The 25,986-nt window shown below is 54.9% G+C and carries 26 protein-coding genes and 1 tRNA gene; 16 read left to right on the forward strand and 11 right to left on the reverse strand.

The window, feature by feature from the left end; all coding sequences use genetic code 11:
* Positions 1–97 precede the first annotated feature (97 nt).
* From QP752_RS04905 to QP752_RS04945, 9 genes are read left to right on the forward strand one after another with little or no spacing between them, the layout of a single operon-like run.
* On the forward strand, positions 98–805 hold the full coding sequence (locus QP752_RS04905; RefSeq protein WP_071572611.1) for a metalloregulator ArsR/SmtB family transcription factor: 708 nt from the start codon (positions 98–100) through the stop codon (positions 803–805).
* Positions 805–2,250, forward strand: a complete 1,446-nt coding sequence (sufB, locus tag QP752_RS04910; protein ID WP_070362436.1) for a Fe-S cluster assembly protein SufB — start codon at positions 805–807, stop codon at positions 2,248–2,250. Before QP752_RS04905 ends, sufB begins: the two co-directional genes overlap by 1 nt.
* Positions 2,251–2,255: 5 nt before the next feature.
* On the forward strand, positions 2,256–3,428 hold the full coding sequence (gene sufD, locus QP752_RS04915; RefSeq protein WP_070362437.1) for a Fe-S cluster assembly protein SufD: 1,173 nt from the start codon (positions 2,256–2,258) through the stop codon (positions 3,426–3,428).
* Between the two features lie 23 nt (positions 3,429–3,451).
* On the forward strand, positions 3,452–4,207 hold the full coding sequence (gene sufC / locus QP752_RS04920) for a Fe-S cluster assembly ATPase SufC (RefSeq protein ID WP_070362438.1): 756 nt from the start codon (positions 3,452–3,454) through the stop codon (positions 4,205–4,207).
* Positions 4,207–5,478 carry a cysteine desulfurase gene (locus QP752_RS04925; protein WP_284804696.1) on the forward strand — a complete coding sequence of 424 codons (1,272 nt, stop codon included), beginning with the start codon at positions 4,207–4,209 and terminating at the stop codon, positions 5,476–5,478. The genes sufC and QP752_RS04925 overlap by 1 nt, the downstream gene beginning before the upstream one ends.
* A 3-nt stretch (positions 5,479–5,481) precedes the next feature.
* Positions 5,482–5,925, forward strand: coding sequence for a Fe-S cluster assembly sulfur transfer protein SufU (sufU, locus tag QP752_RS04930; protein WP_070362440.1), 444 nt, complete (start codon positions 5,482–5,484; stop codon positions 5,923–5,925).
* A 12-nt stretch (positions 5,926–5,937) separates the two neighbouring features.
* Complete coding sequence (locus QP752_RS04935; protein WP_070362441.1) at positions 5,938–6,330, forward strand: metal-sulfur cluster assembly factor; 393 nt, start codon at positions 5,938–5,940, stop codon at positions 6,328–6,330.
* A 44-nt stretch (positions 6,331–6,374) separates the two neighbouring features.
* Positions 6,375–8,003: an ABC-F family ATP-binding cassette domain-containing protein gene (locus QP752_RS04940; protein ID WP_070362442.1), complete on the forward strand. Its 1,629-nt coding sequence runs from the start codon at positions 6,375–6,377 to the stop codon at positions 8,001–8,003.
* 24 nt (positions 8,004–8,027) lie between these two features.
* Positions 8,028–8,276 carry a PLD nuclease N-terminal domain-containing protein gene (locus tag QP752_RS04945; protein ID WP_143000871.1) on the forward strand — a complete coding sequence of 83 codons (249 nt, stop codon included), beginning with the start codon at positions 8,028–8,030 and terminating at the stop codon, positions 8,274–8,276.
* Positions 8,277–8,294: 18 nt separating this feature from the next.
* Here QP752_RS04945 and QP752_RS04950 read toward each other — a convergent pair whose 3' ends face one another.
* The 5 genes from QP752_RS04950 to acnA all read right to left on the reverse strand — a co-directional run bounded on the left by QP752_RS04950 (position 8,295) and on the right by acnA (position 14,199).
* Positions 8,295–9,665 carry a PFL family protein gene (locus QP752_RS04950; protein ID WP_083329548.1) on the reverse strand — a complete coding sequence of 457 codons (1,371 nt, stop codon included), beginning with the start codon at positions 9,663–9,665 and terminating at the stop codon, positions 8,295–8,297.
* Positions 9,666–9,677: 12 nt separating this feature from the next.
* A complete protein-coding gene (locus QP752_RS04955) occupies positions 9,678–9,947 on the reverse strand; it encodes an ACT domain-containing protein (RefSeq protein ID WP_070362444.1) in 270 nt (89 codons plus the stop codon).
* Positions 9,948–9,986: 39 nt separating this feature from the next.
* On the reverse strand, positions 9,987–10,715 hold the full coding sequence (locus QP752_RS04960) for a glutamine amidotransferase (protein ID WP_284804700.1): 729 nt from the start codon (positions 10,713–10,715) through the stop codon (positions 9,987–9,989).
* Positions 10,716–10,741: 26 nt separating this feature from the next.
* Positions 10,742–11,305 (reverse strand): TetR/AcrR family transcriptional regulator, encoded by a 564-nt coding sequence (locus QP752_RS04965; RefSeq protein ID WP_070362446.1) that lies wholly within the window; start codon positions 11,303–11,305, stop codon positions 10,742–10,744.
* 113 nt (positions 11,306–11,418) lie between these two features.
* Positions 11,419–14,199, reverse strand: a complete 2,781-nt coding sequence (gene acnA / locus QP752_RS04970) for an aconitate hydratase AcnA (protein ID WP_256008161.1) — start codon at positions 14,197–14,199, stop codon at positions 11,419–11,421.
* 288 nt (positions 14,200–14,487) lie between these two features.
* On the opposite strand from acnA, the gene QP752_RS04975 reads away from it, so the two are divergent.
* The 3 genes from QP752_RS04975 to QP752_RS04985 all read left to right on the forward strand — a co-directional run bounded on the left by QP752_RS04975 (position 14,488) and on the right by QP752_RS04985 (position 18,140).
* Complete coding sequence (locus QP752_RS04975) at positions 14,488–14,973, forward strand: DUF6676 family protein (protein WP_256000198.1); 486 nt, start codon at positions 14,488–14,490, stop codon at positions 14,971–14,973.
* 547 nt (positions 14,974–15,520) lie between these two features.
* The gene (locus QP752_RS04980) at positions 15,521–17,068 is read left to right on the forward strand and encodes an NlpC/P60 family protein (RefSeq protein WP_070977206.1); all 1,548 of its coding nucleotides are present in this window, start codon (positions 15,521–15,523) and stop codon (positions 17,066–17,068) included.
* Positions 17,069–17,087: 19 nt separating this feature from the next.
* A complete protein-coding gene (locus QP752_RS04985) occupies positions 17,088–18,140 on the forward strand; it encodes a ferrochelatase (protein ID WP_284804704.1) in 1,053 nt (350 codons plus the stop codon).
* Here QP752_RS04985 and QP752_RS04990 read toward each other — a convergent pair.
* Positions 18,130–18,879: a hypothetical protein gene (locus QP752_RS04990; protein ID WP_070362450.1), complete on the reverse strand. Its 750-nt coding sequence runs from the start codon at positions 18,877–18,879 to the stop codon at positions 18,130–18,132. The genes QP752_RS04985 and QP752_RS04990 overlap by 11 nt on opposite strands.
* A gap of 33 nt (positions 18,880–18,912) precedes the next feature.
* Here QP752_RS04990 and QP752_RS04995 point away from each other — a divergent pair, with 33 nt between their 5' ends.
* From QP752_RS04995 to QP752_RS05005, 3 genes are read left to right on the forward strand one after another with little or no spacing between them, the layout of a single operon-like run.
* Positions 18,913–19,758, forward strand: coding sequence for a DUF3097 domain-containing protein (locus tag QP752_RS04995; RefSeq protein WP_256000195.1), 846 nt, complete (start codon positions 18,913–18,915; stop codon positions 19,756–19,758).
* A 26-nt stretch (positions 19,759–19,784) separates the two neighbouring features.
* Entirely contained in the window at positions 19,785–20,216 is a 432-nt protein-coding gene (locus QP752_RS05000) for an NfeD family protein (RefSeq protein ID WP_070977209.1), read from the forward strand.
* On the forward strand, positions 20,216–21,421 hold the full coding sequence (locus QP752_RS05005) for an SPFH domain-containing protein (RefSeq protein WP_176754853.1): 1,206 nt from the start codon (positions 20,216–20,218) through the stop codon (positions 21,419–21,421). Before QP752_RS05000 ends, QP752_RS05005 begins: the two co-directional genes overlap by 1 nt.
* Here the strand turns inward: QP752_RS05005 and QP752_RS05010 are convergent.
* From QP752_RS05010 to QP752_RS05030, 5 genes are all read right to left on the reverse strand, one after another.
* Positions 21,399–21,947 (reverse strand): MarR family transcriptional regulator, encoded by a 549-nt coding sequence (locus QP752_RS05010; protein ID WP_070362453.1) that lies wholly within the window; start codon positions 21,945–21,947, stop codon positions 21,399–21,401. The two genes, QP752_RS05005 and QP752_RS05010, sit on opposite strands and share 23 nt — an antisense overlap.
* 43 nt (positions 21,948–21,990) lie before the next feature.
* Positions 21,991–22,647: a TVP38/TMEM64 family protein gene (locus QP752_RS05015; RefSeq protein ID WP_070363517.1), complete on the reverse strand. Its 657-nt coding sequence runs from the start codon at positions 22,645–22,647 to the stop codon at positions 21,991–21,993.
* A gap of 68 nt (positions 22,648–22,715) precedes the next feature.
* Positions 22,716–22,801: transfer RNA gene (locus tag QP752_RS05020), tRNA-Leu, on the reverse strand.
* 107 nt (positions 22,802–22,908) lie between these two features.
* Positions 22,909–24,018, reverse strand: coding sequence for a quinone-dependent dihydroorotate dehydrogenase (locus QP752_RS05025; RefSeq protein WP_256041740.1), 1,110 nt, complete (start codon positions 24,016–24,018; stop codon positions 22,909–22,911).
* Positions 24,019–24,020: 2 nt separating this feature from the next.
* Complete coding sequence (locus QP752_RS05030; RefSeq protein ID WP_284804710.1) at positions 24,021–25,103, reverse strand: YncE family protein; 1,083 nt, start codon at positions 25,101–25,103, stop codon at positions 24,021–24,023.
* Between QP752_RS05030 and QP752_RS05035 the strand changes: the two genes are divergently transcribed.
* Positions 25,102–25,959, forward strand: a complete 858-nt coding sequence (locus tag QP752_RS05035) for an undecaprenyl-diphosphate phosphatase (RefSeq protein WP_284804711.1) — start codon at positions 25,102–25,104, stop codon at positions 25,957–25,959. The two genes, QP752_RS05030 and QP752_RS05035, sit on opposite strands and share 2 nt — an antisense overlap.
* Positions 25,960–25,986: the final 27 nt, after the last annotated feature.

Here is a 25,986-nt window from a genome sequence, read left to right on the forward strand (position 1 = left end):
TGAATTAGGACACAGTAGTGTTGTGTAAAGGCCGGTCGGTGTACAGCCAATCGGTTGGAAAGTCAGAGATCAAAGCAGATCGAAGCGAGGTGAGCCAGTGTTGAACCAAGCGCGGTCAGTTGACGGTGGCACTCGCAAGCGAGTGATGGCGCTCTTGCTGAAAAGCGGACCGGTGACTGCATCAACGCTTGGTGAGCAAACTGGAATTTCAGCTGCCGGTATCCGTCGGCACCTGGATAAGCTCACTGAGGCTGGACTCATTGAGACGTGTGAGCCACTGCCGGTTGCTGGAGAAGAGCCACCGCGAGGCCGTCCCGCGAAGCACTACTGCTTGACGGAAGAAGGCCGAGAAAGCTTCGGTAGCAACTATGAGAATATGGCGCTTGATGCAATCGAAGCTCTTGAAGAACTTGGCGGCCATGAAGCAGTCAAAGAGTTCGCCAAAACTAGGATTGAACGCATCCTTGAAGAAGTGGAGCCGATTTCGGAGCGATCAAGCAGTGGCGACCTTGAATCAGTCGTGCTCGAAGTCGTGTCCGTTTTAGAGCGTCACGGCTATGTTGCCTCGGTGACTCAGGCAGGAACTGGAATTCAAATTTGTCAGCATCACTGCCCGGTGTCACAAGTAGCGTCTGCGCATCCCGAAATTTGCGAAGCAGAGCAAGAAATGATCGCTAAGATCGTAGGCCGACACATCCAACCACTTGCCTCCATTACAGAGGGCAATGGTGTCTGCACAACAAACATTCCACTCGCTGCTGTTCACGGGCCGAAAAATAACGTATCTGAAAGGAGCGGAAAATAATGACGAAAGCTAATCCCGCACCCGGTTTAGAGAAACCAATGAACGACGAAGAGATTATCGAGTCAATCGGTAGCTACAACTACGGGTGGCACGACCCAGACGCTGCCGGGCAGGCAGCAAAGCGTGGTCTTAACGCTGGGGTAGTCAAGGACATTTCTGGCATTAAGGAAGAGCCAGAATGGATGCTGGAACAGCGCCTCAAGGCTTTGGACATTTTTGAAAAGAAGCCACTGCCGACTTGGGGCGCAGACCTGAGTGGCATCGACTTTGACAACATTAAGTACTATGTCCGCTCTACGGAGCAACCAGCTACGAGCTGGGATGACCTTCCTGAAGACATTAAGAATACGTACGACAAGCTTGGCATTCCTGAGGCAGAAAAGCAGCGCCTAGTCGCTGGTGTTGCTGCGCAGTACGAATCTGAAGTTGTCTACCACCAGATTCGTGAGGATCTCGAAAAGAAGGGTGTCATCTTCGTAGACACTGACACCGCGCTTCGCGAGCACGAGGACATCTTTAAGGAGTACTTCGGCTCGGTCATCCCCGCTGGCGATAACAAGTTCTCAGCTCTGAATACGGCAGTATGGTCAGGCGGTTCGTTTATCTATGTTCCGCCGGGCGTCCACGTCGATATCCCGCTCCAGGCATACTTCCGTATTAATACCGAGAACATGGGCCAGTTCGAGCGCACGCTCATCATCGTTGATGAGGACGCCTACGTCCACTACGTAGAAGGATGCACCGCCCCGATTTACAAGTCCGACTCGCTTCACTCCGCGGTCGTTGAAATCATCGTGAAGAAAGGTGGCCGCTGCCGGTACACCACGATCCAGAACTGGTCGAACAACGTTTACAACCTCGTCACCAAGCGCGCTAAGGCCGAAGAGGGCGCAGTGATGGAGTGGGTCGACGGCAATATCGGTTCAAAGGTGACGATGAAGTACCCAGCAGTCTGGATGACTGGCGAGTATGCCCGTGGCGAAGTGCTTTCCGTCGCTTTTGCTGGTGAAGGACAGTTCCAGGACACCGGTGCCAAGATGACACACATGGCTCCGCACACCTCGAGTTCAATCGTTTCAAAGTCAGTTGCGCGCAGTGGCGGACGCGCGGCCTACCGTGGCCTGGTACAGATCAACGCAAACGCGCATGATTCCGCCTCGAACGTTGAGTGCGACGCGTTGCTTGTCGATGACATTTCTCGTTCTGACACTTACCCGTACAACGACATTAGGAACGATCGGGTTACGCTCGGACACGAGGCGAAAGTCTCCAAGGTCTCTGAAGAGCAGCTGTTCTACCTGATGTCCCGCGGTATTGCCGAAGAAGAAGCTATGGCGATGATTGTCCGTGGCTTCGTCGAGCCTATTGCCAAGGAGCTCCCGATGGAGTACGCCCTGGAGCTCAACCGTCTGATTGAATTGCAAATGGAAGGATCAGTGGGCTAATCACCATGACTTCAACGATTAATCCCGTATCGAATGCAACTCCTCACAACAACAAGGGAGATCTGTTTTCGTCGTTCAATGTTGAGGATTTTCCCGTTCCACGTGGACGTGACGAAGTCTGGCGGTTCATTCCACTTCGCCGCATCCGAGGTCTGCACAACGGGGAGTTCCCGCAACAGGCTGACGCCCAGATCACGATTGATGCGCCAGATGAGGTCGTCGTCACGGAGCTTGACGCAGCTGACGATCAGCTCAAAGTAGCCGGCGCGCCCGTAGACCGCGTTGCTGCACAAGCATGGTCGAGCGCGAAAACCGGCACCTTGATTACCGTGCCTGGTAACAGCAAGTTGTCCAAGCCCATCACCGTCACCATCACTGGTGCCGGCGCCGACGTGACATCCTTTGCAACGATCCTTTTTGAAGTTGGGACCCATGCAGAGGCTGACATCGTTGTCAAGTACACCGGCACAGGTGTGCATGCAGACAACGTCAATTGGCATATCGGCGCAGGCGCGCACGTACGCGCAGTCGTAGATACGGACTGGGACTTGGACGCAGTACACATTGGTCAACAGTCCATCTTGATGGAGCGCGATTCGGTACTGCGCCACAACGTCGCAGCTTTCGGTGGCGAGATCGTGCGCATCACCCCACGCGTAAAGTTCCAAGCTCCGGGGGCAGACGTCGAGCTCAACGGCGTTTACTTTGCGGACGCGGGTCAGTACATCGAAAACCGTATGCTGGTCGACCACAGCGTTCCGAACTGCCGGTCGAACGTGCTGTACAAGGGTGCGTTGCAAGGCGACAAGGCGTCGGATCTGCCAGAAGCACGAACCTGCTGGGTCGGTGATGTGCTGATTCGCGCAGGCGCGCACGGCACAGATACATATGAAACGAACCGGAACCTGGTCTTGACGGATGGTGCTCGCGCTGACGCAATTCCAAACCTCGAGATCGAGACTGGTGAAATCGCTGGAGCCGGCCATGCCGCAACCGTTGGTCGGTTCGATGACGAGCAAGTGTTTTATCTCCGGTCCAGGGGCATCCCTGAGGACGAAGCCACGCGCTTGATCATTCGCGGATTCTTTAACGAGGTCCTCAATCAGGTCCCGCTCGAAGACCTCCGTGAAGAACTCGTTGCACGTGTGGCCGGAGAGCTCGAGCAAACGAACCAGTAAAACGAAAAGGAATCAGTAAAACAATGTCTACCCTGGAAATCAAGAACCTCCACGCAAACGTCCTGCCGACCGAGGAAGGTCAAGAGCCAACGCCGATTCTCAAGGGCGTAAACCTCACTATTAAGGGCGGAGAGACTCACGCCATCATGGGGCCGAATGGTTCCGGTAAGTCCACGCTTGCCTACACGCTCGCTGGTCATCCACGCTACGAAGTTACTGAAGGCGAAGTACTCCTCGATGGTGAGAACATCCTCGAGATGGATATCGACGAACGCGCTCGCGCCGGACTCTTCCTGGCAATGCAGTACCCAGTTGAGGTGCCGGGCGTCTCTTCTTCGAACTTTATGCGCTCTGCTGTGACTGCTGTTCGTGGGGAAGCGCCGAAGCTTCGCGATTGGGTTCGTGAACTCAATGATGCTCGCGACTTGTTGAAGATGGACTCTTCTTTCACTGAGCGTTCGGTCAACGAAGGCTTTTCTGGCGGTGAGAAGAAGCGACATGAGGTCATGCAGTTGTCGTTGCTCAAGCCGAAGTTTGCTGTGATGGACGAAACGGACTCCGGCCTTGACGTCGATGCGCTGCGAATCGTATCCGAGGGGATCAACCGCTACCAGGAAGAAACCAACGGCGGTGTCCTAATGATCACCCACTACAAGCGGATCCTGGAGTATGTGAAGCCTGACTTCATTCACATCTTCTCGGATGGCAAGGTCATCCAGACTGGCGACGCCTCGTTGGCTGATGTTCTCGAGGCAGAGGGATACGAAAAGTTCATCTAATGGGATACTTACATTCCGATGGAACACTGAACACAGACGCGATTCGCGCAGAGTTCCCGATCCTGAGTCGGACCGTGCGCGATGGGAAGCCCCTCGTCTATTTGGACTCCGGGGCTACGTCCCAGCGTCCGCAGTCTGTGTGGAACGCTGAGCAAGAATTCGTCCTGAACACATTTGCACCAGTCCATCGTGGCTCCTACCAACTGGCTGAGGAGGCGACAGACGCTTATGAAACTGCCCGTGAGCGTATCGCTAACTTTGTTGGTGCTGACGGGGAGGAGATTGCATTCACGAAGAACGCTACTGAGGCTCTGAACCTCGTCGCATATGTTCTTGGTGATGATCGTGCCGGTAAGCACCAGATCAAACGCGGAGACACGATTGTTGTCACTGAACTGGAGCACCACGCGAACCTCGTGCCTTGGCAAGAACTGGCCCGCCGCACTGGAGCAACGCTCAAGTGGTACTCGATGACTGCTAATGGACGCATCGACCTTGACAGCTTGGAACTCGACGATACTGTAAAAGTTGTTGCGTTCACGCACCAATCAAACGTAACTGGTGCAGTAGCGGACGTCGATGAAATCGTGAGGCGTGCTCGCGCAGTAGGAGCACTCACGGTCCTTGATGCGTGCCAATCTGTTCCGCATATGCCTGTTAACTTTCACGAGCTTGGCGTCGACTTTGCAGCGTTCTCAGGGCATAAGATGTGTGGACCTTCTGGTGTGGGCGCCGTATACGCGAGAAAGTCGATCTTCAGGGAACTTCCACCATTTTTGACAGGTGGATCCATGATCGAGATCGTCAAGATGGACTCTTCGACGTATGCGCCGACGCCCCAACGGTTCGAAGCTGGCACGCAGATGACAAGCCAGGTCGTTGGCCTTGGTGCTGCCGTCGAGTTCTTGGAATCCATCGGAATGGAAAATGTCCAACGCCACGAGCATATGTTGACGGAGTATGCCCTGGAACGAATGCAAGAGATTCCAGGATTAGTTATCGCTGGTCCTGCGGTGGCTGAACAGCGCGGCGGTGCGATCGCTTTTACCGTCGATGGCGTGCATCCGCATGATTTAGGACAGGTGCTTGATGCTCACGGTGTTGCTATCCGCACCGGCCACCACTGTGCGTGGCCTGCTCACAGAGAACTCGAGGTGCAGGCAACCTCTCGCGCTAGTTTCTACCTGTACAACACCAAAGAGGAAGTAGACGCCTTGGTTGAAGCCATTCGCGAAGCGCGCCGCTTCTTCGGAGTCGAGGAGGATTCCTAGACGATGAACCTAGAGTCTATGTACCAAGAAGTAATCTTGGACCATTACAAGAACCCACGGCATAAGGGGCTGCGCGAACCGTACGAAGCGGAGGTGCACCACGTCAACCCATCTTGCGGTGATGAGCTGACGCTGCGTGTGCACCTGTCTGCCGACGGAAAGACGGTTGAAGACGTCTCTTACGATGCTCAAGGTTGCTCGATCTCCCAAGCCTCAACCAGTGTGATGACAGAAGAACTGGTGGGGCTACCTGTTGCGGATGCGATGGAAAAGTTGCACTCGTTTGAGGAAATGATCACCTCTCGCGGGACCAAAGAAGGGGATCCGGAAGCCATCGGCGATGGCATTGCGTTCGCAGGTGTTTCTAAGTTCCCAGCTCGCGTCAAGTGTGCGTTGTTGGGCTGGAAAGCATTTGAAGCCGCCACGTCCGAGGCGTTAGACAAATAGAAAGGCGAAAATATGGTGGACAACGATCACACTTCGAACCTTGGCGATGGCGACGAGCGGCCAGCACAGACCGAGGAACAGCTCAAAATCTGTGGTGAAGTAGAGGAGTACCTACACGACGTCATTGACCCCGAGTTGGGTATCAATGTTGTTGACCTTGGACTTGTCTATGACGTGTGGGTAGAAACTAACGATAATGTCCACCGAGCAGTCGTCAACATGACGTTGACTTCGCCGGCTTGCCCGCTTACCGATGTCATCGAAGAACAAGCTGATCACGCTATCACGACGAATACTGTGTGTGATGAAGTCGTCATCAATTGGGTGTGGATGCCACCATGGGGACCGCAGATGATTACGGAAGAAGGGCGCGAGCAGTTGCGTGCACTAGGTTTCGCTGTTTAGACCACGTTTTCGTCTACTCACGCGGCCTTGTAGAGTAACCCTTTGTGATTGTTACTAATGATCTCGAAGTCCGTGTAGGAGCCCGGACGCTTCTCGAAGCGCCTGGGCAGCATCTCCGTGTTCAACCTGGTGACAGAATCGGTCTCGTCGGCCGAAATGGTGCCGGGAAGACCACTACGATGCGAATCCTCGCAGGAGAAACAGAACCCTACGCGGGCACGGTTACTCGTACTGGCGAGATCGGATACCTGCCACAAGACTCCAAAGAAGGCAATATCGAGCAGAGTGCCCGAGATCGCGTTCTTTCGGCGCGAGGCCTTGATCAGATCCAACGCTCGATGGATCGGCAGCGTTCCATCATGGAAGAGTCAGATGGTGCGACCCGTGATAAAGCAATCGAGAAGTTTTCCCGGCTCGAAGAGCAGTACCACGCGCTAGGCGGTTACGAGGCGAACGCAGAGGCTGCGCAGATATGTGACAACCTCGGGCTTCCAGCACGAGTGCTCGACCAACAGCTCAGTACCCTCAGCGGTGGTCAACGCCGTCGCGTGGAGTTGGCACAGATCCTTTTCGCCTCTCGGGCGGGTTCTGGAAAGTCCCAAACCACACTGCTTCTCGACGAGCCCACTAACCACCTCGACGCGGACTCTATTACATGGCTGCGTTCGTTCTTGAGCAAGCACGATGGTGGCTTGATCATGATTTCGCACGATGTTGAGTTGCTTGAGGCAGTATGCAATAAGATTTGGTTCCTTGATGCAGTGCGCGCTGAGGCTGATGTCTACAACATGGGCTTCAAGAAGTACCAGGATGCCAGGGCACTCGATGAAGCACGACGCCGCCGTGAACGCGCTAATGCGGAAAAGAAAGCTTCCGCACTGCAAAAACAAGCGGCCAAACTCGGAGCGAAGGCGACGAAGGCTGCAGCTGCTAAACAGATGCTTGCTCGCGCTGAGCGCATGATGGGTGAGCTTGATGACATTCGTGTAGCGGATAAAGTAGCGTCTATTTCCTTTCCGAAGCCAGCACCATGCGGCAAGACACCCTTGTTTGGCAAGGGCCTTACCAAAATGTATGGCTCCCTCGAAGTGTTCGCTGGCGTCGATCTAGCTGTTGATAAAGGATCCCGAGTTGTAGTGCTTGGCACCAATGGTGCAGGCAAGACGACGCTGCTCAAGTTACTTGCTGGCGTTGAACGCACGGATGGGGAAGGCGGAATCGTGTCAGGGCATGGCCTCAAGATCGGGTACTTCGCCCAGGAGCACGACACGATCGACGGTAACAAAACAGTCTGGGAGAACACGATCGAAGCCTGCCCAGATGCAGGGCAGCAGGATCTACGCGGTCTACTCGGGGCGTTCATGTTCTCGGGAGACAAGCTAGACCAGCCAGCTGGAACACTGTCTGGTGGTGAGAAAACGAGGTTAGCGCTGGCAACGCTCGTTTCCTCGCGCGCAAATGTCCTTCTTCTTGACGAGCCGACAAACAACTTGGATCCGCAGTCCCGACAGCAAGTATTGGATGCGCTGAAAACCTATACCGGCGCTGTCGTTCTCGTCACGCACGACCCTGGAGCTGTCGAAGCACTCGAGCCAGAGCGAGTGATCATCATGCCTGAAGGCGATGAAGACCTGTGGAGCGACGAGTATATGGAGATCGTCGAATTGGCGTAGTCGACTCAGTGTAACGTGGAGGTCGTGAATACGACACGATTCGAAACACTGTTACTTGACGTACGTAATAGCTGGAGCGGCATGTCCGCGCAGGAGCGCAGGCTCATTGCATCGCTCGCCTCCATCGATTTACTGGGCAAAATTACGGCGCTAGTTCATTTGGCCAGGACTGATAACCGGAAAATCCGCGGCTCGAAGTGGGTATGGGGCCCTGCCGTGGGCGGCGTGAATATGTTTGGATGGATTGCTTACTTCCTCTTCGGGAGGAAGTAAGCCCCACCGCTGGGGTGTTTAATTCCGGAACCCGTGGACCGGCGCAGGGATGAAGCCACCGCGCTGAATAAACTCCGTATTTTGTTTTGTACCTACCTCGATTACAGGGGCGTAGCCGAGGAGGCCACCGAAGTTTACCTCGTCGCCCGGCTTGGTGCCCGGTACGGGGATGAGGCGCGCTGCGGTGGTCTTATGGTTCATGACGCCGATTGCAGCCTCATCAGCGATCATCCCCGCGATCGTTTCCGCCGAGGTGTTGCCGGGGATGGCGATCATGTCAAACCCGACAGAGCAGATCGACGTCATCGCTTCGAGCTTGTCCATACTGATGGAGCCAGCGCGGACCGCGTCGATCATGCCCTTATCTTCCGAAACCGGAATAAAGGATCCAGAAAGCCCTCCGACACGGGAGCAGGCCATCATGCCGCCTTTTTTGACGGCGTCGTTAAGAAGCGCGAGCGCAGCCGTCGTGCCGTGCGTGCCAACCTGCTCTAGCCCCATGTGTTCGAGGATATGCGCAACGGAGTCACCAACCTCAGCGGTCGGTGCCAAGGAGAGATCGACGATGCCAAATGGCACTCCGAGACGTTCTGAAGCAAGGTTGCCAACCAGCTGGCCTGCGCGGGTGATCTTGAACGCAGCCTTCTTGATCTCTTCAGCTACCTCGTTCAAGCTGGCTTTTCCGAGCCGCTGGATCGCATTGTCGACGACACCAGGGCCTGATACACCAACTGAAACAACCGCGTCAGGCTCCTCAATGCCATGGAACGCTCCGGCCATAAATGGGTTATCACCCACAGCATTTGCGAACACAACAAGCTTTGCGCACGCAATCGAAGAACGGTCTTTGGTCAGCTCCGCTGCCTCTTTCACGACGCGCCCCATCTTCGCGACAGCATCCATGTTGATACCAGCACGGGAAGTAGCGATGTTCACCGAGCCACACACGTTCTCCGTGACGGTCAATGCCTCCGGAATGGACTCGATGAGACGCATATCAGAGGTGGTTGCCCCCTTTTCAACGAGCGCCGAGTAACCACCTACGAAGTTGACTCCCAGCTCACCCGCCGCTTTGTCAAGCGCTTTTGCAATGTCGACCGGATTGCCGTCCACCCCAGCTGCGACCAAAGCAATGGGAGAAACGGAGACTCGCTTGTTCACAATGGGAATACCGAGCTCGCGTTCAATGTCCTGGCAAACTTCTACCAGACGGGCTGCCTTCGTCGTCACTCTGTCGTAGACCGCCTGGCACGTTGCATCCATAGTGGGACGTGTACAACCGATGAGTGAGATTCCCATTGTTACAGTACGAATGTCCAGCCGGTAGTCCTCAATCATCTTGATGACGTCAAGAATGTGTTGGGACTTGAAATCAAAATCAACAGCCACAGCAACCCCTCCCTAGATTTCGTTCATGGCGGTGAAAAGGTCCTCGGACTGGATCCGAACAATGACCCCCAAAGATTCACCAGCTGCTGAAAGGTGAGTTTGCAGTGATTCCATGTTTACATCGCCTTCGGGAAGTTCCACACGCATGATCATGGTGAAGAAGTCATCCATGAGAGTTTGGGAAACATCTACGATATTGAGGTTTACCTCAGCCGCGGCGATCGCAACTCCTGCGATGATGCCTACACGGTCTTTACCTGTGGTTGTGATGATTGCATGCATAAGTAGGAATTCTAGCTACCAGAAACAAGTTGTTTCTACTCAACCCACGCAGTATTGCGTAAATGATTGTAAAACTCTGTTTGCCCACGAAACATCGTGAAGAGGCAGCCCCTTTACGATCTTGTCGTAGTCTTCCGGAGAGAAGTACCCATAGTTAGCGAAGAAGTCCATACGAGTCTGCATTGCTTTGGCATCCATCTCCGCATGAAATTGCGTCGCCCAAACATGATCACCGTACCGAATCATCTGAACCGGACAACTATTCCCAACTGCCAATATCTCAAGTGAGGGCGGGAGGGTGGACTCGTCAGGATTCTCGGTATGTCCGGTCAGCGCTGTGAAGTTCCCTGGGAACCCCTGAAGCAGTACGTCACGTTTACCGGCGTCTGAAAGCGAAACCTGTGTCGGGCCAGAGTCCTCTGGATGCGTGTGAACGATGTTTCCTCCGAGGTAGTGCACCAGCCAGCTCGTTCCGAAACAAACGAAGAACACGGGTTTTCCAGATTCCACAACCTCAGTGAGCACAGCATCTACATGCTGCGCCCACGCTGAGGTATGTGCATCTGAAACGTTTAAAGAACAACCTCCAACGATCACGCCTTCAACTGAATCCAGTGACTTCAGCTGGGCGTGCTCGTCAGAGATATGACAGAGCTCTATAGCTGTCTGATCCATCTTCGTCGCTTTGAGTACGTCGTTGTACTCGGCGTGAGCAACGTCAGCACCGATCTCACCATTTCGCAGCGACACCATAAGCAACTTAGACATGACGAACAGTCTATATCGCCCGGTAGCTAGCTAGAAACCGAAGATCGAACAGACTGCTCGACAACGTCTAGCATTGCTTCCAGCTGCTCTGGTGGCTCACCTGCGGCCAATTTGATTATGAATCCTTCCAGAACTGTCTCTAGATAGGTCTGCATTACTTCAATTGGCACATCTTGCCGCATCGCCGTATTCGATTCCAGCCTTTTCCGCACGGCCTCATCAAGTACTTCCTGGTGCTTCCTCCACCGAGCCTCAAATGCAGGATCCGTGCGGAGCTTTCGAACAATCTCAGAACGCGTCACGAACCAGTCATTTTCTTCCGGATGTTGCAAGAGGTCGTGCATAACTTCTACGAGCCCCTGTCGGCTAACTACCTCAGCTTGGCGTTCAGCGTCCTCGCTGGCGATGGCGAGAAACAACGTTTCCTTGTCTACGAAGTGATGAAAAATAGCACCACGCGTTTTGCCAGTGGCCTTTTCCAAACGAGCTACGGTAGCTCCTTCAAACCCATACTTGGCGAAGCATGCTCTCGACGCATCCAAGATTTCTTTGCGACGCCGCGCGAGCTCTGCATCACTAATGATCGGCATAGTCAGGCGCCCAACCTTTCGAGCTACTTAATAATTGCATTGGAGAAAAAGAAAGACTTAAGGGGTCACCACATACCGCGGAGACCCCTCAAGCGTGTTACGTAACTACGGTGTTAGTTCTTGACCATCTGGCGAAGAACGTACTGCAAAATACCGCCGTGACGGTAGTATTCAGCCTCACCTGGTGTATCTACGCGGACTACAGCGTCGAATTCTACGGTCTCGCCGGAATCCTTCGTTGCGGATACACGGACGGTCTCAGGGATCGTTCCGTTCTCATTGAACGCTGTGATGCCGCTAATGGAGATCGTCTCTGTGCCGTCGAGCCCGAGCGATGCGTGAGACTTTCCTTCTGGGAACTGCAGTGGAAGCACGCCCATGCCGATGAGGTTCGAACGGTGAATACGCTCGAAGGACTCAGCGATGACAGCGCGGACGCCGAGCAGCTTCGTGCCCTTTGCGGCCCAGTCGCGGGAAGAACCAGTGCCGTATTCCTTGCCTGCCAGGACGACAAGCGGAATACCAGCGGCCTGGTAGTTCTGTGCAGCATCGTAGATGAATGCCTGCGGTGCACCTTCCTGGGTGAAGTCGCGAGTGTAGCCACCAGCGTCTTCAACAAGCTCGTTGCGGAGACGGATGTTGGCAAAGGTACCGCGAACCATGACCTCGTGGTTACCACGACGTGAGCCGAAGGAGTTGTAGTCCTGGCGCTTGACGCCGTTTGCATCGAGGTAGTTTGCTGCCGGCGTACCTGGCTTGATGGACGAAGCAGGGGAGATGTGGTCCGTCGTTACAGAGTCACCCAACTTGGCAAGGACGCGAGCACCATCGATGTCCGAAACGTCGTTTGGCTCAGCTGGCATTCCATCAAAGTACGGGGCCTTGCGGATGTACGTGGAATCGTCGTTCCACTCGAATGTCTTGCCGGTTGGGATATCCAGATCCTGCCACTGCTTGTCACCTTTGAAGACGTCGGCGTAGTCAGCCTCGTACATCTCACGGGAGATTGTGCCAGCAATGGTGGATTCAATCTCCTCAGTTGATGGCCATACATCCTTCAGGAAGACGTCGTTGCCATCCTGGTCCTGGCCGAGTGGCTGGGTCTCGAAATCGAAGTCCATCGTGCCAGCGATGGAGTAGGCGATGACGAGCAGAGGCGAAGCCAAGTAGTTCATCTTGACGTCAGGAGAAATGCGGCCCTCGAAGTTACGGTTACCAGACAGGACTGCGGTCGCGGTCAGGTCGTATTCGTTGATAGCGTCGGAGACCTCTGTTGGCAGAGGACCAGAGTTACCGATGCAGGATGCACAGCCGAAGCCGGTGAGGTAGAAGCCAACAGCCTCGAGGTCCTTCCAGAGATCGGCGCGTTCGTAGTAGCCGTCGACAACCTGGGAACCCGGTGCCATGATTGTCTTAACCCATGGCTTCGCCTTCAGACCCTTTTCCGCAGCCTTGCGTGCGAGCAGAGCAGCGCCAACCATGACCGATGGGTTGGAAGTGTTGGTGCAGGAAGTAATAGCTGCAATCGCAACCATGCCGTGATCCAGGGTGTACTCGCCACCCTGCGGCGACTCAACGATAACGGGCTTCGAAGCACGACCCTCTGCGCCGACCGCTGCAGATTCTCCATTTGCAGGCCAGGACTGATTGAAGTCAACTGTCTCAACCTTCGCCGCACGAACTGGCTCAAAGGTCTCGTTGCCAGCATCGTTGTAGTCCGGCAGCTGCTTACGGAAGGTGTCCTTGGATTCGGACAGGAGGATGCGGTCCTGCGGACGCTTCGGGCCAGCGATAGACGGAACGACCGTTGAGAGATCAAGCTCCAAGTATTCGGAGTACTTCGCCTCTGGAGCGTCCTGCTCAAGCCACATGCCCTGAGCCTTCGCGTATGCCTCCACACGGTCGATGTCCTCCTGGGAACGACCGGTGAGGTGCAGATAGTTGATGGTCTCTTCATCGATTGGGAAGATCGCACAGGTGGAGCCGAACTCAGGCGACATGTTGCCGATCGTCGCACGGTTTGCAAGCGGGATCTGCTTTACACCATTGCCGTAGAACTCGACGAACTTCTGAACCACGCCATGCTCGCGCAGCATCTCGGTAATCGTCAACACAACATCGGTAGCGGTGACGCCGGCAGGAATCTCACCGGTGAGCTTGAATCCGACAACGCGTGGGATCAACATCGAAACTGGCTGGCCAAGCATTGCAGCCTCAGCCTCAATACCGCCAACGCCCCAGCCCAGGATGCCAAGGCCATTTTCCATGGTGGTGTGGGAGTCGGTACCAATACAGGTGTCTGGGTATGCAACGCCATCGTTATCGAATACAACACGGGAGAGGTACTCAATGTTGACCTGGTGAACGATACCGGTCCCCGGTGGCACAACGCGGAAGTTCGAGAAGTTCTCAGCACCCCAACGCAGGAACTGGTAGCGCTCCTCGTTGCGTTGGTACTCGATTGCGACGTTCTTGTCGAGAGCGTTGGTGGAACCGAACGCCTCGATGATCACAGAGTGGTCGATGACCATCTCGGCTGGGTTCAGCGGGTTGACCTGATCAGGATCACCGCCGAGTGTGGAAACTGCCTCACGCATGGTGGCCAGGTCCACGACACAAGGAACACCGGTAAAGTCCTGCATAAGGACGCGGGCAGGGGTGAACTGAATTTCTACAGATGGCTCGGCATCTGGATCCCAGTTCGCAATAGCCTCGATGTGTTTCTTGGTCACGTTCTTGCCATCCTCAGTGCGGAGGAGGTTTTCACCAAGAACCTTGAGGGAGTATGGAAGTTTCTCCATGCCTTCAACCGCATCAAGTGCGAAGTAGTCATAAGACTTCTCGCCGACCTGAAGCGACTTCTTGGCGTTAAAGGAGTTCTTGCTTTCGGTCACAGTAAGCTCCGTTTCTCGTCGTAAACCAGATAAATTGGAACAAGGTCCAAACGGTCAACCTCAAAGATATGCGATTAACCGCCTATGCGTAGCAATGATAACAGTACGGATGTAATGTTTGTTGTCCAACAGGGAAGATTTGAGAAAAAATGGAGCTAAACCCCCCATTTGGGGCACAACCCAACAATCTCCGCAGTTAAGGCGAACTGTACGGGGGAGTACAAGGTGATTATCGCCATACAGGATAGAATGAGGGGCCCATCGACCACAGAGGAATGTAGCCGCGACATGCAATACCAAAATCCAGACCCACGATTCGATAGCCTTGTAGATCAGCTCAATATTGACGGTATCGCATTCGAGACTGCCAATGAAGGCACCGGCAGCCTGGAACAGTCACTATCTTCCACCTTGTCGAGCGCGCATGATCATTCTGGCCTTAATGTGGGGCTCGTTTTTCTCGACTCGACGCCTCCCCGCCTTCCTGAGTTAAGAGATCTGGCGCAAGACCTCAATCTTGCCACCGGAATCGAAACTATCTATATCCGAACGCCCGATGTCGCCATTGCTACATCAGAAAAGTTTCCACGGTCCTCAATCGAGGCTGGCCAGCTCGCCTCTGTACGGGCCTCAAGCTACGAAGATGGGGTGGCGCAGTTTCTGCAAGAGGCATCCTCTAGGCAGCTTGATTGGATTTCGGTATTGATTGCGGTTGCAGTAGTCCTCATCGTCACGTGTGGAGCCACCGCTATCCAGAATTGGCGTCAGGCGTAGAGCCTTGACGTTTCGATTAGCGACTTTTAAGTGACAATAATCACACTGCCACTTTGGTGCCTACATAATCCAAGGTTAGAGCTCTCGTCGTCAAGTGAAAATCCTTAACTTCTGTTACTGAAGATAAAGTTTGTGTAACAAATCAGTTAAGTGTCGTATGGTTTGTTTGTTGCCTCATGAGCTGAGGTGTGTTGCAAACGTGTCAGAGCTTTCCTCTAGTCAAGGAAGTTGCACTGACTTTTGACACGTGTGGTCCAGTCAAACCACGTCTATGTTTGCGTCGTACACAACCGTGAGGCTGTTTTCAGTAGTCGATTTAACAGAGCCGTACTCGTCTCAGCACGCGGAGTCTTCACAGGTCGGGTTTGCCTGACAGCGAGCTAGTCACTCGCTTGCTTGTCCGGCGTGAGACTTTGCATGAGTTGATGTTGGGTGCGGCGTGAGGAGCACCTTCGTGGTTACCCCGTCGAAGAGCACGCGAACGCGTGCTCGCCAGGTTTGGTCCAGCACCCTTGCTTGTTCAACCAGTTTCGCGTTGGCTTTTTCATTGAGCTCTCCTGTGGGCCCTGCTGTTGCTGCTCCCGCAGCGCAGTCAACTGCGTCTGCTCTAGTAGCCAAGCTTTCAGCATCGCAAGCTGAGATCGCCGAACTAGACCTGAAAATTGGTCAACTACGGGAAGCGGCAAATCGTGCTTTTGTAGACCTCCATGATGCTCAGTCTCGTTCTGAGCAGGCACGCCGCGGTGCTGAGGAGGCGAAGCGTCGTCTGGAGGAATCGCAGGCGGCAGTTGAGAAAGCTCGTGCTGAGCTATCCGCAGTGACTCGGTCGCAGTATCGCAACTCCGCTGGTGGAAGCCCGATTCAGGCACTCGGTGGAGAGCAATCGCAAAAGGATGTACTTGACCGTTCACTCTTTCTCCGTCAACGAAGCGAGGAAAAACAGCAAAAGCTCGCCGAAGTTGAGCAAGCACGCCTCGAGGCTGCGAACGATGAATCTCTGCAGCGCCAGGCCAGTGAAGTTGCGCAGCAGGCTGCGGACGAAGCTGCGGCCGCAGAATCCGCTACGCGTGATGAGCTTGCCTCTCTGTCTTCACAACTAGACGATGTCATTGAGCAGCGCGAGGCTGCATCTGCGGAGTTGAACAGCATCGAGAGCGACGTCGCGCAGGAACGTGGCATCTCAAATAGCCCTGCGCCGCAGTCAGCTGAGGTTCAGGAGACTCCAGCTGAAACGTATGAGGTTTCGCCTGAGCTTCTTGACGCCGTCGAAGAACGAATGAACGAAATTGCCCCCGGAGCTGAGGTTCCAAATGAACAAGCACTAGTACAAGCCGTGAATACGGCGCAGCGTACAGGTGGATATGTGGAGGTCTCCAACCAGGCAGATACGCCGCGGCTCGAGTACTCCGAGGGGAGCGATGTCACTGACTTGCTGACCCAAGCGGCAACCATCGTCGCTTCTGAAGCCCTCGTTGGTTCCTCTCAGCCTGATCACAGCGAAACAGCGAACCCCTATGGAGGCTCGAGCACAAGTGACGTCATTGCTGCTTTCGCACAGGGGCTAAATAGTGTTCTGGCTGCTGATTCCTCCGCTGGTCAGCCTGACTCTGCTACTTCCGATCTGTCGCAGGTCGTTCCTGCAGTTGGCACTTTCGAGTCGATTACGAATGAAGTTCGGTCTGCCTTAGCACCGTCGGCAAATTCCTCGTCTGTAGAGACAGTAATCGCCCGTGCCGAAGCGATGATCGGTACGCCGTATGTTTGGGGCGGTGGTGACGCGAATGGTCCAACCGTGGGTGTGAATGGCGGGAGCATGTCTGGATTCGATTGCTCTGGGCTTGTACTCTACGCCTTTGCTGGCGTAGGAATTTCGCTGCCGCACTACACGGGCTACCAGTACCAGCGAGGAACTCCAGTTGCGCCGAGTGAAGCACAACGTGGCGATCTCTTGTTCTGGGGCCCTGGCGGCAGTCAGCACGTGGCAATTTACCTCGGCGACGGCATGATGATCGAGGCTCCCCAAGCTGGCCAGAATGTTCAGATTGCTCCAGTTCGTTGGTCTGGTATGTCAGCGAATGCAGTCCGTCTGCTTTAGTTCATTAGAATCATTCCCCATGGCATTCAAAAACTTCGATGCGTTGCTCGTGCTCTCTTTCGGTGGACCAGAAGGGGAGGACGAAGTAATTCCATTCCTCGAAAATGTCACACGCGGCAGGGGCATCCCGAAAGAGCGGTTGAAAGTAGTTGGTGAGCACTATTTCCACTTCGGTGGAGTGAGCCCAATTAATGGCCAAAATCTAGAAATCATCGAGCAGCTTCGTGCCGAGCTGAGTAGGCGGGGGCATAATCTTCCGGTCTATTTCGGAAATCGGAATTGGCATCCTTTCGCAGAAGATACCGCACGCGAAATCTCAGAAGCTGGGCATCGGGACATCCTCGTTTTCGCTACGAGCGCTTGGGGCGGTTACTCCGCTTGCCGTCAGTATGATGAGGATATTGCTCGGTTGCACCAGGCACACCCTGAGCTGCATTTCACAAAACTGTGGCAGTTCTACGGGCACCCAACGTTTGTCCGGCTCATGGGCGATTCGTTGAAGCAAGCAATGGAGTCACTTGATGACAAGGCTTTGCGAACGACCCGGATCCTCTTCTCGGCGCACTCAATTCCCACAGCTGCAGATGCCGCCGCTGGCGTCCACGAGGACGCACATCTTTACTCGCGACAGGTCCTTGAGGCTTCGCGCCTCGTCGCCGAGCATGCAGGAGTAGAGACTTACGAAAACGTTTGGCAATCGCGTTCCGGCAACCCGCAGACTCCGTGGCTAGAGCCCGATATTATCGACCGCGTCAAGGAGCTCCATCAACAGGGAGTCACTCACATCGTTTGCGTGCCGATCGGGTTCTTGACTGACCATATGGAGGTTGTGTGGGATCTCGATACCGAATTGAAGGCTGAGTGCGACAAGCTCGGCGTTGAATTCACCAGGGTCCCGACTATCGGTCTCGAGCCGCGGTTCGCATCGATGATCGTTGACATTGCAGAATGCATTAGCCGCGGCACGACGCCTCCTACGCTGTCCACGATTTCGGTGCAGGGCTGCACCGAAAATGGTGTTCCTTGCCACACTGGTTGCTGCGCTCCGATTCGTCCGCGCGTTACCGAGTAGCCCGAAAATCGCGAACGGCTTCCGCAACGCCTGCTGTTCGCGCTCTTCGGATGCTCCTTCCCAATACGAGCAAGTGCTGATCAAAAGAGTGATCTCCCAGCCGATCTGTCACCGTCTCGACGATCGCCGAGACTCTATCCGCGCGCGCAAAAATCTGAGCTGCCCTTGGCGTGGTGGCAATTGGCAATCCTGGGGTGTCATAGAAATCGGTGATATGGCCGACCGTCAGTCGGGGTGAGGACAGCGTTTCGTTGGGCTGGGCGACGGCCTCAATCATCATCGCAGCTTGATCTGTTGCGCTTCTCAGCATTTGGTCGGCCTCACCAGGAGATAGCCAGTCTGGTTCTGGTGGGCGTCGATAATCCTCGAACCACCGCCAGTGCACGCCGTCTGTTTCGAAGCTCGGAATGAGAATGTGATAGAGCCCTTCTGCCCCGATGATGATCAAGGCTCCTGCATCCGTCATTGCTTCCGCCGCTGCTGTGTGCGCCCACAGCGCAGGAGTGTCGCCCGCTCCACCTAGGACTAGCCGCACGACCGGCTCGCGGGACTCAAGATTAGCTACCCTGCGAATTTCGGTGAGCAATTCTACGCCCCCACCGGTGCCATAATGGTGGCCTCCACCGAGCTCGTCAAGTGCTGCGAGCGTTTCGTCTGTCGACGTCACGTGATACAACCACGCTGCGATCCACACCGCAGTGTTTTGCAGTGGCGAGTAAACATGCGCGCGAAGATTCATTCGTCTGATGGTAACCGATAGACTAGTGCCACTATGACACCGGATAATCGTTACAGCGGAGATATTTTCCAAGGGCATTCGCGCAACAAGAAGCCCAAGTATCCCAGCATCCCCGCAGAGCCAGGCATCATCGTTGAGATTGTGGGCGACGAATTCGTGGGAGCCGTGGTTGGTTTTGAGCGTACGTACGACGGTGATTTCGTTCGTCTCGAGGACAGGCACGGACAACAACGCCTTTTTAAGATGCTTCCCGGAGCCTTCGAAGTAGAGGGACAGCGAGTCTCCTTACACCGCTATGTCGCTCCGCAGCAGGAATCGAGCACCCACTCAAACTCCGGTTCACGAAAAGTAGCTAACGCGAAAGCGAAAGTTGCGCAGCCAAGCCGAATTTGGGTGGAAGGTATTCACGACGCCGCTATCGTGCAGAAGGTATGGGGGCACGACCTCAAAGTCGAAGGTGTCGTCGTTGAGTATCTTGAGGGGCTTGACAACTTGAGCGACAGGCTGGAGGAGTTCCACCCGGGACCGGGGCGACGCATCGGTGTGCTTGCTGACCACCTCATCGACGGCACAAAAGAGTCCCGCCTCGTCGAGGGGGTAGGTCCACACGTACTTGTCACAGGCCACCCATACATCGACATCTGGGAAGCCGTAAAGCCGGAACGACTTGGGTTGAAGAACTGGCCAAAGGTGCCTTACGGAGAGGATTGGAAGACAGGGGTTTGCCAACGTGCCGGGTGGGGCAGCCCGAAGGATGGCTGGCGGCGTGTCTACGATGCTGTCGAGACATACCGAGATCTTGATTCCACCCTTATCGGCGCAGTTGAGCGACTCGTGGATTTTGTCACCAATCCGCAGCTTAAGAAATCCGACTGCTGACCGAATCGTTTTTGTATAGTGAAGCCGTGGGTAGTCTTATTTGGCTAGGCATTGCCGTAGCATTCGCAGTTGCTGAACTCGCCGTAGGGGAGTTCACGTTCCTCATGATTGCAGCAGGGGCGCTTACTACGTCTGCTATTGCGCTTGCCGGGGTGCCTTTGGGGGTTGAAATCGGGGCGTTTGTAGTTGCTTCGGCCGGTTTCTGGTTCCTCCTCCGGCCTTACTTGCACAGGCGCTTGCGCCGCCCATCTGCGGTGGGGGAGCTTGGCCAATCACTCATTGGCGCGAGTGCACAAGTGGTTGAGGAGATCACGCCGAGCAGCGGTCAGATTCAACTGGACGGATCGCTTTGGTCCGCGAGAGCAATTGATCCAAGCCACACCATTAAGTCTGGTTCCACAGTCATCGTTTCAGATATTGACGGCCCAATCGCCGTCGTATGGAAGGAGTCGCCATAATGGCCTTGGTAATACTGGGGCTGCTGCTCATCTTGGTAATCGCGGTGCTGCTCGCATCTGTGAAGCTAATCCCGCAAGGTGAGTCAGCAGTTATTGAACGTCTGGGGTCCTATACACGGACCGTTTCCGGTGGGCTAACACTACTGGTGCCGTTTATTGATCGTGTTAGAGCGCGCGTTGATACGCGCGAGAGGGTCGTTTCGTTTCCTCCGCAGGCAGTAATTACGCAGGACAACCTCACCGTCGCAATTGATATTGTGGTGACGTTTCAGATTAACGATCCGGCAAAGGCTATTTACGGCGTCGATAATTATTTGGTAGGTGTTGAGCAAATATCCGTCGCGACGTTGCGTGATGTCGTCGGCGGGATGACACTTGAGGAAACGCTGACCTCGAGAGAAACTATTAACAGGCGCCTGAGGGGTGAGCTTGACGCTGCTACCGCCAAGTGGGGACTGCGTATTAGCCGCGTTGAGCTGAAAGCGATTGATCCGCCACCATCGATTCAGCAATCGATGGAAATGCAGATGAAAGCCGACCGCGAAAAGCGCGCCATGATTCTTACCGCTGAAGGTAAGCGCGAGTCGGACATCAAAACTGCCGAAGGTGAGAAGCAGGCGCGAATCCTCTCTGCTGAAGGCGAGAAGCACGCCGCTATTCTCGCGGCTGAAGCTGAGCGCCAGGCGATGATTCTACGCGCGGAAGGCGAGCGTGCGGCGAAATATCTTGAGTCGCAAGGTGAAGCGCGAGCCATTCAGAAAGTCAACGCGGCGATCAAGTCCTCAGAGGTGACGCCGGAGATGCTTGCGTACCAGTACCTGGAGAAGCTGCCTAAGATCGCGGCCAATGAAGCATCAACGATGTGGATGATTCCGAACAGCTTTGGCGATTCTTTGGAGCAGTTCGCCAAGGCGTTTGCTGGCAAGGACAGCGACGGAGTGTTCCGCTACGAACCCCAGCGTGCAGATTCACAAACGCGCGCTATGGCCGGCGAAGACGACAGCACGGACCAGTGGTTTGATACCTCCACTGATCCTGAACTTGCTCGGGCACTTGCAGAGGCGCGTGCCGTCGCGAACAAGCACGTCGACGACCCGGATCCGACAAGCGCATTCGACGAAGTCTCTACCCCGACCGAAACGCCGCAAGTTGCCCAAAAGGGCGAACACCGGGCAATTGAATCTAATGACTCGCGCGACGCATAAGGTGTAGCGCGAGTTTCCAGCCAGCCTGCTCGGCCTGCCACCCGGCGGCCTGCAGGCGCTGGCTCATTGCCTGTTTAGAAATACCTAGTTGCGCTGCGGCTTCATTTTGGTTGAGCCCAGAGCGCACGAGCGATGTGGCTTCGCGGCCTTCAAACGTTCGCTTATGCAGAATGTGCGCCAGCAGGGCAAACGTCGCTGAGATGTCTTCTGCCTCGGTGTCAGGCGCATGAGCATCCGTGATAACTTTCACTTGCGCTGCACGTGTGCCGACAGCCTCAGTGGCGGCAAACTCTGCACGTCGCCTGCGCGTGATTCCCAGGCCGACAGCCCAATTACCATCTGACAGCAGCGCCATAATGAGGTTAAGTGCCGTCTCCGGCCCATCCACTGTTGTGCGGATATCCTCAACGCCAATGACTTCGAACGGCGAAACACCCGGAAGCGTCGAGAGCGCGTGAGCCGAGGACTCGACGAACGCGGCGCGACCTTTTTCGCGACCACGGTAACGTGCATGCACAGCAATCATGCGTACATACTAGCGTGCTTCAAGAAAGTACACGCTCGAGCCTTTACTCTTCTATTCGACGCGGCTTCGCCGGGTGGCGCGCGTCGATAATCAGTCCTGTCACGCCAAGAACCGATAGTGCAAACACTGCGCCGAGAAGTACTGGGTTTGCATCTCCGCTCAACGTGTCTCCGAACAATGCAACGAGAATCGTGTTAGGAGCCGAGCCGATGAGCGTTGCCCCCATGAACGGCAAAAGCCGGACTCTACTTAGCGCTGAAGCGTAGTTCATGACCGAGAAAGGGATACCGGGGATGAGTCGCAGGCTCATTACAGCCAGCCAACCGCGCTGTTCCAACCGTTCATTAATCATGTGAAGCTTGGGGTGAGAAATTTTGCTCTCAACCCAGTCACGTAAAAGAAACCGCACAACAGTTAGCGAAAGACCTGCTGAGGCCGTCGTTGCGGTGATAGCGAGCAGAATCCCAAACCAACCACCGAACAGAACACCGGAGGAAATGGTGAGCAACGTACGGGGGATCGGGAACTGTGTGATGAGTACGTAGAGCAACCAGAAAACGACTGGGAACCAGGCTCCCGTACTATCAGCCCACTCGCGAAACGTCGACAGCGAAGGTATTTCAAAGAAGCGCCACACCCACAGTGCAATTGCGAGAAGTACCAAAATGACCATCACGCGTAGTGGTGACTGTTGGCGCATCCGTTTGCCCTTCGTCTTTAAGTGCGGCCTAAACAAAAAACCGGCTTCCTGGAGGAAGCCGGTCATTGTGCCCGGAGGGGGACTTGAACCCCCACGTCCGTTAATAGGACACTAGCACCTCAAGCTAGCGCGTCTGCCATTCCGCCACCCGGGCTGGGTGTTTTGCTTTCAACCTCTCGGCTGGGCACTTGCACTACTATAGAGTGACGTTGATTCAAGATGCAAATCGCCAGTACAAGTGCCCAAACGTAGGCCACCAAGCTAGTCGGAGTTCAAGGCGATCCAGGGGAGTTCGGAGCCAACAGCATCTGTAATATTGGAAAGTCCATGGGCTTTAAGCTGCTTCTGTAAGTCCTTGTGAATTCGGTAGATCCACCCCGGACCACCGTAAATAAACGGCGTATACCCCTGGAGAAGGCTTGCGCCGGATGTAATACGCTCCCATGCCTGCTCTGGTGTCGAAATGCCACCGGAACTGACCAGTACGAGTTGGTCGCCGACTCGCGCATGGAGACGCCGCAAAACCTCCAGCGCGCGGCTGTTGAGCGGCGCGCCGGAAATACCACCCGCCCCCATGGCTTCCACTTCGGCAGCATCGGTTCGAAGGCCTTCGCGGGAGATGGTCGTATTGGTCGCCACGATGCCGGCAAGGTTCAATTCGACGGCCAGATCTGCAACTGCATCGATATCCTCGTCGCTGAGATCAGGAGCAATTTTTACCAGCACAGGCGTCGTAGTTGCCGTAGTAACCACGTCAAGGATTGGCCTCAACGATTCAACTGACTGAAGGTTGCGAAGCCCAGGGGTGTTTGGGGAAGAAACATTGACCACAAGGTAGTCCGCCAGAGGGCCGAGCACAGTCGCGGTAGCTCGGTAGTCGCCAACTGCGTCCTCGGAGAGCTTATTTTTCCCGATGTTGATTCCAACGATCTCAGGAGTCTTCCGGGCTCGGAGACGCTCTGCAATGCTCAGCGCGCCATCGTTGTTGAAGCCCATTCGGTTGAGGATCGCTTTGTCCTTCGGCAAGCGATAGAGCCGTGGACGTTCGTTTCCGGGCTGCGCCTTCGGGGTCACAGTTCCTAATTCCGCATAACCGAAGCCGATCGCCGACCACGTGTCCGGAGCTTCCGCGTTCTTATCGAATCCTGCAGCGAGACCCACCGGGGCGGGGAAACGCACGCCGAACAACGTCTGCTCGAGAAGCGGGCCGTCGACACGTACGACACGAGTCATAGCTCGGGTGAGGGGAGTTAGGCGTTGTAGGGTTTTCAGTCCGCCCATGATGATGTCGTGGATGCGCTCAGGCGGAATTGTAAACATTCCCCGAAGTGCGAGCCCATATACCGTGTCGTACAAATTGCGTTGATTCATTTCTATTTGGCCTCAATGCTTTCAGTGGAAACTATTTGCAGGCCACTACCTGACGCAGATCCGATAATGAGTGTTCCGTCAGAGAGCGCTGCAATACTTTGTGCATCTGGAACTGTACTGACCTGAGCACGTTCAACGGGGACGCCGTGGGAAATGTCATAGGCAGTCGCCAGGTTCCTTTCGGTTGAAGTCACCCACGCAAGCTTATTAGCGCTATCCCACGCGACGTCCCACGCTCCGGAGGGCACCGGCACACTCTGCTGGAGACGGATGACTTCATTGGTGGTGTACACGAGTAGCTGGTTACCCGTCGCGTCCGCAGCGAGCACCATACCGTGCTCTCCAGCAGCAACCTTGCCGACGCCAAGCCCAGCACGCAACGTTGCCCCCTGACGTCCTGTGCCCCAATCAAGGTCCTGAATGGTGGTGTCAAATGTGTTCACGCGCACAACGGAATCGGCACCACCATCTACCGGAACAGCCTGCAGCTGGTCAGTTTCGCGCGCGACAGAAAACTCCTTTTTGAGCTCACCGTTGCTATACAACCACACTGACTTCGCACTGTCGCTTCCGGCTAAAACACTGCCGTCCGAGGTGACTGTTGCCACAGTCACCGGGTGGTCGGTAGCAACTTTTTGAAGCCCCTCTTTGTTAATGATGGCAATGAAATCTCCGCACCCTACCGCAAACTGACCAGCGTTTGCCGAGACTTCACCGCAAGCATCCTCCAACTTGAACTCTTCTACTCGGTTTTCTTCGAATTGTGCGCTGGTCCCAACGTAAAGCGCATCCGGGGTGCGCACACCAATCAAGTCGTTCGTTTGATCCACATCGACGATGGTGCCAAATTGAAGCAACTGGCCGTCAGGATGTGCCGAAGGGGGTGACGCAACTGGTTCAGCGCTACCCATACTTATGGCGTCATTTGGGTCAACGACATCAGGAGTACACGCCGCAACAGCCAAAGCTACGGCCATAATGGGCAGCATTAAGGCGACTTTTCGTTTTGTTCTCACGGAGGTCAACCTTATCAATGCTGTACGCATGTGGGGATTTTTCTCCGCACGGGTAAGGTTTTCCAACATGATTGCCGCCTCTCAGTTAGCAGAGTCAATGACATGGGCTCAAGTGATTGTCCTCTCGGTCGTCCAAGGCTTAACCGAGTTCCTTCCAGTCTCATCGTCAGGCCACCTCCGCATTGTGTCCGAGCTTTTGTGGGGCGAGGACGCTGGCGCGAGTTTTACCGCTGTCATTCAGCTCGGCACCGAACTCGCTGTGCTGGTCTTCTTTGCGAAGGATATTTGGAGGTTCCTCTCTGGATGGTGTGTCGGACTGTTTGATAAGACGAAGCGCGGGTTCGATTACCGGATGGGGTGGATGGTCATCGCTGGCACTATTCCAGTCGGGGTGCTTGGCTTTGCTCTGAAAGACTTGATCCGTGAGAACTTCCGTAACCTTTGGATTACTGCAACGGTTCTCATTTTGTTTTCGTTCGTGTTCATCTTGGCGGAAAAGCGCGGGACGAAAAAGCGTAGCTTCGAGCAGCTGACAGTAAAAGATGCCATCGTGATGGGCCTGTGGCAGTGTTTAGCTCTCATTCCGGGTGTTTCGCGTTCAGGCGGCACTATTTCGGGCGGTCTCTTTTTGAACCTTGAGCGGGAAGTAGCAACTCGTTTTTCGTTCCTCTTAGCTATCCCGGCTGTGCTCGCATCAGGCATCTTCTCACTACCGGATGCGTTTGACCCGCAAGCAGGGCAAGCAGCAACAGGTCTGCAGTTGCTCGTCGGAAGCGCTATCGCATTTGTTTTGGGATATATTTCCATTGCTTGGCTGCTGAAGTTTGTTTCGCACCACTCATTCTCCTGGTTTGCTGCGTACCGCATACCTCTTGGCATCATCGTGATGGTGCTGCTGGCTACCGGAGCTATGCAGCCGGTGTAGGCAATGCTTGCCTTTGAACGCCGGTAA

It is taken from the genome of Corynebacterium sp. UMB10321 (assembly GCF_030228725.1).
GTDB lineage: Bacteria > Actinomycetota > Actinomycetes > Mycobacteriales > Mycobacteriaceae > Corynebacterium > Corynebacterium pseudogenitalium.